Annotated in this window: 2 protein-coding genes; both read left to right on the top strand. The window is 51.2% G+C overall.

The features are described 5' to 3' along the window. Positions 1 to 8332 (top strand): SdrD B-like domain-containing protein (locus FUA23_RS17175; RefSeq protein WP_319923274.1); only part of this gene is annotated, 8332 nt, incomplete at its 5' end. A gap of 307 nt (positions 8333 to 8639) precedes the next feature. Further along, complete coding sequence (locus FUA23_RS17170; protein ID WP_147931997.1) at positions 8640 to 15875, top strand: T9SS type A sorting domain-containing protein; 7236 nt, start codon at positions 8640 to 8642, stop codon at positions 15873 to 15875. The last annotated feature ends 38 nt before the right edge of the window (positions 15876 to 15913 follow it).

The raw sequence follows: 15913 nt of genomic DNA, 5'->3' as shown, positions 1-15913 counted from the left end.
CGGCGAGCTGACGGTAGAGGTAACCGGTGGTGCTGAGCCTTACACAATCACCTGGAACACCGTTCCTGCTCAGTCAGGTCCTACGGCGACCGGCCTTACCGCTGGTACTTACACCGCAAGCATCGTTGATGCCAACGGTTGTGAGACTACCGCTGAAGGAACCATCACCGAGCCTGCTGAACTGACTGCTTCTATTGCAGACGCTGCATTAGACTGCTTCGAAGATGCAGACGGCGAACTGACTGTTACCGTTAATGGCGGTACTGAAGGTTACACAATCACCTGGAACACCGTTCCTGCTCAGTCAGGTCCTACGGCGACCGGCCTTACCGCTGGTACTTACACCGCAAGCATTGTTGATGCCAACGGTTGTGAAACTACCGCTGAAGGAACCATCACCGAGCCTGCTGAACTGACTGCTTCTATTGCAGACGCTGCAGTAGACTGCTTCGAAGATGCAAACGGCGAACTGACTGTTACCGTTAATGGCGGTACTGAAGGTTACATGATTACCTGGAACACCGTTCCTGCTCAGTCAGGTCCTACGGCGACTGGCCTTACCGCTGGTACTTACATCGCAAGCATCGTTGATGCTAACGGTTGTGAGGTTACTGCTGAAGGAACCATCACCGAGCCTACTGAACTTGACGTAACCGGTACGACGACCGACATCAACTGTGACGGAGACGCCTCCGGATCAATTGACGTAACCGTCACCGGCGGTACACCAGCATACAGCTACGTATGGGGTGACGACAACACAGTAACTACAGAAGACCGCACTGGTCTTGCTGCTGGTACTTACGTTCTCACTGTAACTGATGAAAACGGTTGTGAGGAAGTTGAAACCTTCACGATTGAAGGAGCAACCACACTGGAAGCGACTATCGCAGACGCTGCCCTGGATTGCTACGGCGATGCCGACGGCGAGCTGACGGTAGAGGTAACCGGTGGTGCTGAGCCTTACACAATCACCTGGAACACCGTTCCTGCTCAGTCAGGTCCTACGGCGACCGGCCTTACCGCTGGTACTTACACCGCAAGCATCGTTGATGCCAACGGTTGTGAAACTACCGCTGAAGGAACCATCACCGAGCCTGCTGACCCGCTCAATATCGACGAAACCATCACTGAACTGGCTTGTAACGAGTCTACCGGTGGTGAGATCAACCTTGATGTTACCGGAGGTACTGCTCCTTACACCTACGCATGGACTGGTCCTGGTATTACTAATACCACTAGTGACAACCAGACAGGACTGGGCGCAGGTATCTACACTGTAGAGGTGACTGACGCTGCTCTTTGTACGATTTCCGAATCCTACACAATTGCACCGTCCTTCACACTGACTGCTTCTGTTGAGAACGATACCATCTGTCTCAGCTCAGCTGATCGTGGTGAACTGACGGTAGTAGTACTCAACGGTAGCGGTAACTACAGCTTCAACTGGAGTAACGCGAATGAATCTGCTGAAACGGTTACTGGCCTTGTTGCCGGAACATACACCGTTACCATCACCGACCTTTCTACTGGTTGTATTATCACCGAAGTAGCCCGCGTTGTTGAAGATGCTTCCGCATGTTCCAGCCTTGGTAACTTCGTATGGTCAGACACTAACGGAAACGGAATTCAGGATGCTGATGAGCCGGGTGTTGCTGACGTAGTTGTAAACCTCAAAGACGAGAACGGAAACGTTATCGCGAGCACTACAACTGACGAAAACGGCGAGTACCTCTTCGATCTGCTTGTTCCTGGTACTTACAGTGTACAGTTCATCCTGCCTGACGGCTTCGAGTGGACAACACTGGGCGCGGTCGCAGGTGCAAACGAAGCTCTTGATAGCGACGCTGACCCAGCAATGGATGGTATGACTGAACAAGTCTTCGTCTCTGCCGGTGAATTCTACGACGACCTCGATGCTGGTATCGTACCGGTTATCACTTGTGAACTGCTTGCTGAGGTAACTGTAGATCCTGTATGTGATGACAACGGTTCTACCTCAGATCCTCTGGATGACTACTATACCATGACGATTCTCGTTACTGGTACAAGTCCGTCCGGCGAATGGACGAGTGGACTGGTCGACCGTAATGGCAATGCTATTAGTGGCACAGTAGGTGTTCCTCTTGAAGTTGAACTCTCTGCTTACGCAGGAAACGACGACCCAATCCAAGCCGTATCCATCATCGTTACCGATGCTCAGGATGCTACTTGTACTGCGGAGTTTGATTACACTCCGGTTGGACCTTGTTCTAATCGCTGTCGTATCAACGCATTCAACTCGAGCTCACCGGTTTGTAATGACAATGGAACAGAAAGTGATCCTTCCGATGACTTCTTTACATTGGGTATTACTGCTCGCGGAATCAACGAGTTCGGAGCCAGCTGGACAGTGTCTACTATGGACGGACGTCTCGTAGGCACCGGAATTTACGGTGAAGAAACCCCTGAAGTAGGGCCTTTCACTGAGGACGATGTAGTCGACGGAGTTCTGAGACTTAACGTTCAGGATGCCGACGAGCCTAGCTGTAACTACGTAGTATCTATCGCTATCGCTCCTGGTACACTACCATGTTCTGATGCGTGTACGATCACTATCGTTCAGCTTGGAGAGTCTATCTGTGACGACAACGGCACACCGACTATCTCTAGCGATGATCAATGGTGGGTATCCGCTGAAGTACGTGGCACTAATGTCAACAACTGGACGTCTACGACGCCAGGTGGAGAAGGAAACAACTCCTTCGGTACCAACATCAGCTTCGGTTACTTCCCGAACCCGATCAGCGGTACTCAAACCATCACGGTAACCAGTGTAGGCGTTACTCCTACTTGTTCTGCTACCATCCAGGTAGTAGCTCCGGGAGAGACATGTTCTGACGAATGTGATATTACTGCTGAACTGACAGTTGGAGAGTGTAACGACAACGGTACTGCGACTCCGTTTGACGACTTCTTCTACATCACCGTAACTGCAAACTCTGTTGGCGAGAACAACAGCCCGAACGGCTGGGTACTCATTGAAGGCGATCACTTCACCGATACTGAAATCGGTTCCGGTACGCAGTTCGGTCAGGAGTACACCTTCGGTCCGTTCCCAACTCACGACGAGAACGGTAACGTACGCACTACACAGGATTACCGGATTGAAGATGCCGACGACATTTACTGTGACGTTGAGTTCTACGACGTAGTCCTTCCTGAGCCATGTTCTGAACCTATTCAGTGTCTGCTCGAAGTTGAACTCCTCGGCACAGATTGTGACAACAACGGAACGCCGGCAGATGGTAATGACGACACTTACTGCTTCGACGTAATCGTATCCGGTGGAACGGGTGGCTACACCATCCGCTACACTGCACCTGCGGGTCGCGCCGACGAAACAGGAGTCTTCGGTGAAACGATGACTTACTGTGGCTTCGGCATCGGTGAGAACGTACGAGCCAACATCATCCCTGATGATGAAAACTGTACCGAAATTGCAGCACTGCTTGTTCAGTCTCCTGAAGAGTGTGTTGACTGTATTCTCGAAGTAGAAGAACTCAGCAACGTTTGTGACGACAACGGAACCGCTGATCCTTCTGATGATACTTACATCGTAACGGTGGCAGTACATCACCAGGGCCTGGGTAACTTCTACATGGTAGATGTACCGGGCGAAGGCATGGTTCTCGGACAGTACGGTACTTCTGATACGATCAAGACTTTCGAGTTCCTGATTTCCGATGGTGACGTAACGCTCGAGTTCCTCGATATGCAGAACCAGGGTCAGTGTAACGATGAAATTACTTTCACCGCTCCGACTGAGCCTTGTGGTGACTGCCAGATTATGGTAGTTGACTTTACGACTACCGAGTGTAACCAGAACGGTACCGAACTTGACGGTTCCGATGATACGTTCACTGCAACCTTTACTGTGACCGGCTTCAACACCGGCGACAACTGGGTAACTGCGGACGGTACATACACTGGTACTTACGGTGTAGCGACTACTCTGACACTACCTACGGGCACTGCTGACCTGGTACTCGATATTGTCGATGCCGATGATGCTTCCTGTGGTACTGAACTCACAATTCCTGTTCCGAACAGTTGTGAGGAAGAGCCTGAGTGTGACATCTCCGTAGTGATCGTTTCTGCTTCACGTTGTAATGACGATGGTGGTTACGAATTCGACGTGACCGTTACCAACAGTGGTGCCGGTTCTGAGAACGGATGGGTTATCACGGGTACTGAGTACTCTGGTACTTACGGTGAGACTGTAACCATCACAGTAGATGATGTGTGTGGAGACAACGAGTTTGTCTTCCGTGACGCTTCCGATGAAACGTGTGAACAGATCATCACCGGTCGCGCTCCTGAAGTTGGTATCGAAGCACCTGCTGATACTGACATGGTGAATGACCGTACACTGATCTGTACTGATTACAACGAGATCTTCAATGTAGAGGGTAGTCTTGCCAACACTGGTGTCGCTACGGTATCTGGTTGTGGAGACATTACCATTGACTTCAACGACACCTTCATCAGTGGAGGACCTGACGCAACAGCAGGATGTGATGAAACGGTTATCCGCCGGATCTTTACCGCTTCTGTCTGTGACGGTACAATGGTTGCCGATACGCAACTCATTACAATCCGTAAGCCTCTGGTGTCTGATGTGATCTTCCCGACCGACACTATCGACTTCGACTGTGAAGGTGAAGGTTTCCCAACTGACGTGAACGGTAACCCGGCTACATCCGTAACTGGCATCCCGGCCATCGTAACGGCCTTCGGTGATACTACACGCTTCGACGATGAGTTCTGTGGAACGCTTAATGTTGCTTACAACGATGTTGTCGAGCAAACCTGTAGCGGAACCCAGACGATCCGTCGTACCTGGACCGCTACCAGTGAGTGCTCTGACGATGTACTGAGTGCTGAGCAAATCATCCGTACGGGTGACTTCAGTGCACCGGTAGTATCCTGCCCGATCAGCAACCACTACTGTCCGGTACTCGAGGATGACATCATGCTCTTCCCGATGGATTACTTCGACTGTGTGGCCAACTTCACGGCACCACTGCCTGACGTAACTGACGCTTGTTCTGACAGCTGGACCATTGTGACCTACGTGGTCGACGAGCTTGGTCTTGGCGATACAGTTCTTGTGATTGGTAACGATGACGACCGTGCTCTGAGCCTTGGCGCAGGGGACTACGTCTTCCGCTACGCAGTCAGCGATGACTGTGGCAACGTAGGTACGACTGACTGTCGTTTCCGCGTAGCCGATACACAGGAGCCTGCTGCAATCTGTATTAGTGACATCAACGTTAGCGTGGGTGGTTACGGAGTTGCCCGCATCTACAGCCAGATGATCGATCTGGGTAGCTACGACAACTGTGGCATCGACAGCATCCTTGTTCGTCGCGAACTTCTCATCGATCCGATCACGGGTGACTCACTCTCTACTCCAATCTGGAGCGACTGGGGTGCCTGGGCCGAAGTTGTATGTGAAGACGCTGGTACTGTAGTCGCGCTTCAACTGCGCGTGGTTGACTTTGGCGGTAACGTCAACGTATGTACAACCAACGCAGCCGTTGTTGACAACACGCTGCCATACTGTACTGGTCTGGAAGATCTCTTCCTTACCTGTGATGAGGTTCCATCTGATCTTGATGCGAACGATACGCTTTCACTCCAGGCTGCATTTGGTCGCCCGGTTGTGATTGACAACTGTTCTGCAGAGTCGATTGAACTTACTCCGATTGTTGACTACGACGCTTGTTCTGAGTCTGGTACTATCATCCGCCGCTGGTTGGCAATTGATGGCATCGGTAACGTGAGCGCTCAGGAGTTCACACAGCGCATCACGATTACATCTGACATGGGCTTCACTATGGTTCTGCCGAAAGACACCCTCACGGATTGTCTGGACGAGTACCAAGGCTTTGAAATCATCGGAGCTGGCTGTGCAGACATCAGCGTAACCTACCAGGATACGATTGTAGAAGCTGTTGCAGCAGACGGTGATGCTTGTCTCGTGATCGAGCGTAAGTACATCATCATCAACAACTGTATGTTCAATCCGGAGACTGACGATCTGATGGTTATCAGCCGTGATGAAGACTGCGACGGTGAGCAGGGAGAATCTATCTTCTACGCCATTGTTGATGGTGACTCTACCTACGTAGATGTTGATACTGACTTTGGTAACGCTATCCCGGCTGCGGGTACCCGCGGAACGGAGTGCGACGGAGAGAGCAACGCTACTGGCCGTCTGCGTTCCTTCGCTACTACCGGTGGATGGACTTACACGCAGCGTATCTCGATCTTCGACGAAACCAATCCTGTACTGAACTACGAAGTACCACCGGTATTCTGTGCTACAGAAGAGGAAGGTTGTGAAACGGTCATTGAGATTCCGATCACGATCTCCGGAGAGTGTACTGCTGCCGGTTCTAACTGGCTGGTGATGATTGATCTGGGTCGCGATGGCAACCCGGAGATGCGCCTCCAGACTGACCTTGCTGTTCAGGGTACTTTCCCGAACTACTTCATTAAGGCAGCAATGCCACTTGGTGAGCACAACCTGATCATTCGCTACGTAGACGGCTGTAACAACGCTGTTTCTGCTGCGATTCCGTTCGAGATTGTTGACTGTTCTATCCCTGATCCGATTTGCTACAGCGGATTGATTGCTAACCTCGAAACCCTGGAAACTCCGGTGGTGGATAGTGAAGGCAATGAGATCACTGTAGGAGCGATTGTTGACGCTGGCCGCCTGGCAAGCTGTAACATAGAGGACTGTACTGGTCCGCTGCGCTACTCTGTAAACCGCATCGGTGACGTACCACACGTGGACAGCACCGACATCGTTCTGACCTGTGAGGACCGTTACACTGTAGACCTCGAGGTTTACATGTGGGACAGCGCCTTCAACCCATTCGCTGTCCAGCCGGACGGAACTGTTGGTGGTCCGAACTGGAAAATGTGTGTTGTAGAAGTACTCGTACAGGATCCGAATACGCTTTGTAACGACTGTAACGCCGATGGTTCACTGACGCTGGGTGGTAGCATTACCACATCGCTTGGTGTTGTACTCCCAGGTGTTGAAGTTGAAATGCAGGGCGAAATGACCGGCCTTGAACTGACCGGAGACGATGGTAAGTACGCCTTCCCAGGTGTTACTGCCGGAAGCTACTCGATCACGCCTTACAAAGAGGACATCGCTGCCAACGGCGTTTCCACTCTGGATGAACTGATCCTGCAGCGTCACCTGTTAGGCCTGCAGATGATTACTGATCCGTTGGTATTCATGGCAGCTGACCTCAACAACAGTGGTACACTGACCGTAATTGACCGCCTGTTGATGCGCAACATCATTCTCGGCAACACAGAAGTTCTGCCTGGCAACGAAACATGGCGTTTTGTTCCTGTAAGCTACTTCGAAGCTGTTGGAGATGAACTGGACCGTATGATGGACGCACCGCGCAAAATTGATCTGGCTAACGTAGATGCCTGTACCATGGGCAATGACTTCTACGCTATCAAGATGGGTGACCTGAACAACTCAGTGTTCATTCAGTCAGCGACCGGTAACATTCTGAATGGTACCCGTGGCCGGAGTTCAAACGAAACGCAGAAACTGGAAATCGAAGAGCGCCGCCTGCAAGGCGGTGACTTCTTCGACCTTCCGGTGCGGGCTATCGACCTGGAGGGAATCTCCGGAATGCAGTTCACACTTGGTTTCGCTGACGAAGCCCTGGAAGTTGAGGAAGTAGTTCCCGGACTCTTAACTGAAGATCAGCTTGGTCTTCGTTTCGTAGACCGTGGCTATGTCTCTGCTAACTGGACCCAGCCAGGGGAGATGGTTGATGGAGAGGCTGTTTTGTTTACTGTCCGCCTGCGCTCTCTGCGCCCGGGATTGGTAAGTGACGCAGTACACTTTGTTGACAATCCTACCTTCACCGAAGCATACAGCATTGATGATGAAGCGCTGATGACCATCGTTCTCAACGTCAATGACTCTTCTCTCCCAAGTGATCAGGATGTAATGATTGGTGGCTTTGACCTCGGAGCAATGGCAGTAGTGGAATTATCACAGAACGTGCCAAATCCATTCAACGCTGAAACGACGATTACCTTCAATCTACCGGAAGCGGGTGATGCCCGACTGAACGTATACGACTTTAGCGGTCGGGTACTGAGTGATATTTCCGGTGAATTTGAAGCGGGTGTTAATTCCGTGAAACTGCAGGGTAGAAATCTCCCGGCAGGAGCAATGGTATACACATTAACGTTCAAGGGGGAACGCCTCTCACGAACTATGGTCCGGGCTTTCTCTTAAAGAGAGCTTATTTAGCAACAATGAATACACCAGGGGGAATGGCGAGACTGTCGTTCCCCCTTTTATATTCGCGGTTAAACAGTTAACTTTGTGAGTATGTTATGGGTTGCTTCTCCGGAATTTAACCTTTCGGCTCAGGAATTCAGTTTTAGGCTCTTTATGGGCAGTATTTATTTTCATTTGAAATTGTATAGCATTTAATTAACGTACTTCATCGGAGACCTCTTGCTGGTGCCAGTGGCATGGTAACACAGTCTGTATCCTAACTGCCTTTTTTACGTCTTACTTACACTTGAACAATAACAACATGACATATTTTTCATCCCTGGCCATGCCTCTTGGCCGACTCTATGTAACAGTATTTTCCCTGTTTCTGTTATCAGGCACATTGTTTGCCGAAGGAACAGCTAACCTCCGAACTGCAGACGGAGACCCAGTCATGCTTTTTGTTGGGCACCCTGATTTCGGGGACTTCGCCAGCTACGACGGCCCGGCCAACAGCCGGCTTCTGTTTAGAATAGCTGAAGCAGGAGAGACCGTATACATCGGGATGTCCCATCTGTTTAAAAGTTCAGGAATACCTGAGTCTTTCGGGCAATTCGACTACAGAGTGCGCAGTGTTGCTGATGGCAGTGTAGTCTTCGGCCCTGTAAGGGTGAACTCTAATAACGAAAACCTCTCCACTTTTGAGCAGGCGGCCCTGGGGCCGGCAGTCTTCAATGCGGGAGGATATCCTACTGACGATGAATCTTCTTTTGTTGCTCCGGCAGCAGGAGAGTACTACATTGAATTCGATCAGAACAGTAGCAACCGGCCCCGGTACATCGGACTATGGGACATCACTATTGCCAATAACGATGTTGTACAGACAGGCCGGGTGTATTCTCGGAACTGGGCTTTCCGTGTTCCTGAACTGGACCCTCAAGTGCCTGAATGTGCTTTCGGTGCAGAGTTGAGCACCAAGTTCTACTCTTACACTTCTGATGGCTTTGTAACGGAAATCGATTTTACAGATTCAGGCTTTCAGCCCCTTTCGTTCAACCTGGCATTCAACCGTACGGGGCCGGGTGAAAGTGGAGACCTGCTGGCAGACCGTCAATCCATCGCTGGCGAAAACGCGACGGCTAACGTCGCCGAACACCTCATCTTCCTGGAGGAGCCCGACCCTGTATTATTTCCCGATGGACGGTGTGGATCAGTTTCTGTTTCCGGAACTTTGATGTGTCAGCCTGACGAGACTTTTTGTATTCCCGTTACGGCTTCTCTGCCGGGACAAGTTCAACTCCTCCTTGATTTTGATGGGAACGGCGTTTACGATATAGATTCTGACCGTCTTCTTGCTTATGGTTTTGAGGATAGTACCAACCTCTCGGCGTGTGTTCCGTGGGATGGCTTACTGGCGGACGGCAGCAGATCTCCTAATGGAGCCACTGTTGATATCATCGTGAGCTATATCCAAGGGGTTCAACACTGGGCACTCTACGACGGTGAACTGATGCGTAACGGGTTTTGCGTGACTCCGATTCGCCCAATCTGTAACGACGCAGGTACTGCGAACCTGCACTATGATGATGTCAATATTCCGGACGATCCTGGAAACGGAGCACCCACGCGGGTGCTCGATGGGTGTGAGTGTCGTACTGATAACTGTCGGACATGGACAAACTTTGAAGCTTACCCATCCAGCGATTGTACGGTGGTTGATGAAAATACTACTGGTTACGGAGATAAGAATACGCTAAATACATGGTGGTTTGCCTCCAGCCAAACGGTAACCTCTTTCGACGTACCTATCGATGTCGCCTCTGTATCAGGACCAATGATTCACTGTCCTGACGAGGAAGTGCCGGTTACTTTAATTTACAGCTCAATCAATGATATATCATCTATTCGCTGGACAGGGCCTAATGGTCCGTTGGTCGGTACGAATGATCAGGAAACAATTCTGGTTTCTCAGAGTGGTGACTACAGTGTTGTCGTAATTGATGAGTTTGGTTGTGAAAGTACAAACAGCTATATGCTGATGGATGTACAGTGCTCACTCAACCTGGAACTACTCAGTGTCTCATGTGATGATAACGGTACGGAACTCAACCAGGACGACGATACTTTTACCGCTACGGTGCGGGTCAATGGAGACAACAGTGCCAGCTTTACGAGCAACGGTGAGACTTATGCTTACGGCGTCGAAATTGAAATCGGCCCGTTCCTGATTGCTGACGGAAATATCACATTTACCGCTACGGATGAAACATACTCCTGCTGTACAGAGTCAATCGAAATCGATGCTCCCATGCCGTGTAGCAACGGTTGTGCCATTACTTCCGGAGAAATCATCAGTACTGAATGTTCTGATCCGGGAACCCCTACTGATCCGAGCGACGACACATTCGTCATTGTAATGGTGCTCGATGGCGTTAACGTCGGTCCGGGGTGGACGACCGAACGCGGTGATTCCGGAGTATACGGCGAAGAAGTCACCTTCGGGCCTTACCTGATCGCAGATGGTGCGCAGAGCTTCCAGTTCCGGGATGAGGAAGACGAAGACTGTGCCTTTACCGCTACGGTTCAACCTCCCATGCCATGTTCTAACGTGTGCATTCTGGAGCCGGTCGTTAGCAACGCTGTATGTGATGACAATGATACTCCTTTCGATATAACGGACGATACCTATACTTTTGAACTCAACGTAGGTATGGTTAACGCTCCAACAGTTGCTTACAACGTAAACGGTGATGGGGCTTATTTCTACGATGCAACCGTCACGGTTGGTCCGTTACCTCTATTCGGAGCGGATTTCACCTTTACGATTGCTGATCTGGGAGGTGCTTCCTGTTCCACAACTTTCACCTTGGCCGAGGACGAAAGACCTACAGGTTGTGAAGCTGTCTGTAGCCTGAATATCACGGACTCAAGAGTGAGTTGTAATGACTTCGGCACCGAAGATCCTGAGGACGACGAATACTCGGTAGAGATTTTCGTCACCACTCAAAACACCAACTCTAACGGATGGGAGCTGGCCAACGGCCAGCAAGGTAGATTCAATGAATTCGTTCGGGTTGGCAGCATCGTTCCCGGTAGTGGTACTCTTACCATTACGATTCAGGACCAGGATGATCCTACTTGTCTGAGCAGTATCGCCGTTGATGCCCCGGAAATTGAGGTAACCTGTCCGGAGGACGTGAATGAGATCACCCACGAAGTAACCCTTCAGTCGTTTGAAGGTGAACTTACTACGGAGAACGATTTTGAAGCTGCCGAGCAGGAAGTTTGTTGGATGTCCGAGGAAAGCTTTAGCGGACAGCGTCGCTACTACGAGCGGTTTACCATCGCACGGACAGAAGAAGACCTGACGGAACTTCGTCTCTTCAGCTTCTACCTCTACGCCCCTGCAGATAACGAATTACTGGGTGCAGTATTCAGCCAGAGGGGAGAGGAAACACTAGATTGTTGTAACCTGAGTAACGACGGACCGGTAACTGCTGAACCCAGCGGATTGCTTTCTCTGCCGGTACTTCCCGATAGCCTTATTCCTGAAGGAATGGTTCTTCAGCAACGTTTCTCCGTGGCCCTGCGTCCCAATGAGGTGTACAGTCTTGTAACCAGCAGTGTGCTGGCTGATGAAACGGGAGATTTCCGTTGGCTGATCGTTTCCGCCGACGGAGAGGAGTTGAGAATTCGCAGACCGGAAGCTTCCGCTCCGGTAACGGAGCTTGATACCATCGGGGCAATTTTTGACTTAGTTGATAATGAGTTGACCGGACTGTTCAACGATGCCGGTTCACTGAATCGCTTCGGCGTGCCGCAGATAGACTCTTTCTGTGGGGCGTTTGACATTGTCTTCAGCGACGACTCGCTTGGCACCTGCGTCAGCGCCCGGATTGTCCGCAGTTTCAGTCTCAGTCTACCGGATACGGTTTTGAATGATGTTTGTGCCCAAACGATCAATTTCCGTAGCCTGAACTTCGAAGATATTACCTGGCCACCGGTGCAAATCCGGTTTGGTTGTTCCGATGAGTTTCCCGTGGATGAAAACAATCATCCGGCCCCGATTTATACCGGCTATCCTTTCGTTTACATCGGAGGACAACCCGTTGCACTAAATGGCTCCGCTGGAATTGATCTGGTAACGGATTATTCCGACGTCGAAACTATTCGCCCTGAAGATGGGGGAACCACTATCCTGCGGACCTGGACCGTTCAGGATCCGTGCCGTAGTGTTACTACTACCTACCTTCAGACGATCAAGCTGGAGAATAACGGCCTGCCGTTCTTTAGCTGCCCGATCAGTAACCACTATTGTCCGATTATTGAGGAAGACATCATGTTGTGGCCACTTGAGCAGGATGATTGTTGGGCAAGCATCGAAGTACCGCAACCCGACCTCAATAACATCTGTGATTCATCCGGTTGGACGTTCACTACCGAGGTGCTCAGCCTCGGAAGCAACGGGGATACCACCTTGTACCGGACTTTGGAAATGAACGATGATCGCCTGATCGAAAACGTACCTCCGGGCGACTACCTGTTGTACTTCACCGGTATCCATCCCCAGGAAGAAATTGAAGGCCGGTACTGTCGTATCCGGGTGGCAGACCTGTCGGATCCGGTTATGGTCTGTAAGTCAACCATCAATCTCTCGCTGCCAGGCAGTGGCTTTATCGGTGTTCCGATTTCAGTAATCAATCAGTTCAGTTACGATAACTGTGGTATCGACTCGCTCCAGATTCGGAGCCGCCTGGTAGACACCACCGGATGGTCTGCATGGGATGATAACCGCCTTTATTTCGATTGCAACGATGTTGGCTTCGAACTCACGGTGCAACTGCGTGGTGTGGACGCTGCCGGAAACGAGAACTACTGTTCTTCGACCGTATTGATTACCGACAACACAGACCCATATTGTACCGGCCTCGAAACGCTCTACCTGAATTGTGACAGCCTGCCCGATCATTTCAATGCCTACGACACGACCTTGTTGCGTGAGCTCTTCGGAATGCCGGACGTTGTGGACAACTGCTCTGCAAGAGCAACGGAACTGATGCCGGTTTTAACGGGAGACAATTGCTCGCCCGAGCGTATTCGTCGTCGTTTCCAGGCTGTGGATCAGCACGGCAATCTGAGCATGGGTATTTTTATGCAGGACATCTACATCACTCCCTCACTAAGCTACGCTATTCGTTTCCCTAAAGATGCGGAAACAGATTGCACCAACTTTACGGATACACTCCAGATCGTTGGAAGTAGTTGTGACTCGATTACCTCGCGGTGGGTAGATATTTTGCTGCCAATCGAAGGTGAAGAATGTCGTTACGTCCAGCGCAACTTCGTGATCACCAACTGGTGTGAATGGGACGGCGTTTCTCCTTCCATCCGCATTGAACGGGACGAGAACTGTAACGGAATTGAAGGAGAGGCCGATGTGTGGTTGATCCGGACCGAGGACAGTATTTACATTGATACCGACAGCCTGTACAACAATGACCTGCCTGTCGCTGAAGGATTCTGTGGTGATAATCCTGCCGGTTATATCCGCCAGGAAGCAGCACGCCCCGGAGGCCGCTACGTTTACAGCCAGCGTTTCAAGGTATTCGATACGATCGCTCCGGTACTTGAAATAACGATGCTGGATTCGGTTTGTGTAGACACCAGTTTCTGCCGTGCTCCGATTCCGGCAACCATCATCGTAAATGATGCTTGCCAGATCGATGAGGGACAGATTGTGGTTGGCGTTGATATCAACAACAATGGAGTAATAGAAACAACCAGCAATGAGGTGGGCGAACTCACGGGAAGTTTCCCTGAGTACACTTTCGCAACCAACCTGCCAGTTGGTATTCACCGCTACGTATTCACGGTAACCGATGATTGCGGAAATACCGTCGTAGACGAGCAGGTCTTCGAAGTCTACGATTGTTACGTCCCGGCGCTTGTTTGCCGCGGAGACCGGATTTACAACCTTGCACCACTGCTGGAGGAAGGAGACATTGACAACGACGGCATCGTTGAAGAGGCCGCTGTTTTGGTGGAAGCCGTAGACCTGGCCCGTTGCAATTTCGCGGATTGCAGCGGAGACCTGACGTTCTCTCTCAACAGGGTAGGGGAGAAGGCCGATTTCAGCATGACCAGCATTTTCCTCGATTGTGACGACCGTTACGAAGTTTACCTCGAGGTGTACGTTTGGGATAATGCATTCAATCCCTTCTCCGTGCAGCCCGACGGAAGCATTGGTGGCCGTAACTGGCGCAAGTGTGAAGTAAAAGTCCGCCTGCAGGATCCGAATCTGGCTTGTAACTCCTGCCAGGTAGGGGAAAGCCTTACCCTGAACGGTCACGTAAACTCCCTGAACGGAACACCAATCACTGATGTGGAAGTCAGAACTGAGGCAGGTACTACCGTTACTAACGGTTTTGGTGGCTACCAGCTCAGCGCTTCGGTCGGTGGCAGTTACGTACTGAGTGCTGCTAAAGACATCGATCCTCGTGAAGGCCTGAGTACCATCGATCTGGTAATCCTGCAACGTCACTTGTTGGGTATGACTACCATCGATAATCCATTCCTCCGCCTTGCGGCAGATCTCAACCGCGACGGGACCGCCGACATTTACGACCTGATTGCCCTTCGGGGGCTGATCCTCGCCCGCGAGGAGCTGTACCCTGAAGGTTCACTCTGGCGCTTCGTGGATGCCAATTGGGACGGGACCGGAACGCCGTCTGAGGAAATCTCGATTGAGCAACTACAGGCTTGTGGTTTCGATCACGATTTCATCGGTATCCGTCTTGGAGACCTTGATGACTCTGTGGGCGCATTCGCAGGTGCAAGCACTAGTGGAAGGAGCAGTGTCGTAGACGCTGGCCGTCCGGTATCGCTCGGGATGGAAAACAAAGCCTTCTCCGCAGGGGAAGAAGTTGTTGTTACGCTCAGCCTTGAAAACAGTACTTCTTTCGCCGGAGGCCAGGCAGGGCTCCGCTGGAACGATGCTGCCCTTACTTACCTGGGCATCTCCAGTACCAGCCTGAATACAGAGGACAACTTCCGAAGCGGAAGAGATTACCTCTGGATGAGCTGGGCCAACTACCTCACCACCGAAGAGATCGTTAGCGTACGCTTCCGGGCACAAGCCGATGGGCAGCTGAGCGATTACCTCGCTATGGCCGAAGATGAGCGCCTCTCCGACGAGGTTTACGGTAACACCCTCTCTACTCATCCGTTATTCCTCACCTGGAGCGATGCAGCAGTAACCGATACCGCAGCCGATTCGGCCGCGGAGGTGAGCTCAGTACCGGACAACGCCGGGCTACTCGGCGTTCTGCCAAACCCCGCCCGGAGTTTCACCCGCATCGGTGTGTACATCTCCGAAGCACAACGCGTTCAGATTACTGTAACTGACCTCAACGGACGCCTTTTGCTTGAAGCCAGTCCTCAACTTGAAGGTGGTGAACAATGGGTAAGGGTCGATGTACAGGATTGGCCCGTCGGGGCATACATCTTCCGGGTACAGACAAACGACGGACCGCTCAGCGGACGAATCATCCGTCAGTAGGATTTTGAGATTTAATCTCTATTTTGTTCAAGTGTTTT

The sequence above is a fragment of the Neolewinella aurantiaca genome (assembly GCF_008014675.1).
GTDB lineage: Bacteria > Bacteroidota > Bacteroidia > Chitinophagales > Saprospiraceae > Neolewinella > Neolewinella aurantiaca.
Note: the sequence above shows the minus strand (reverse complement) of the source record. Positions and strands in the feature narration are given on the sequence as shown.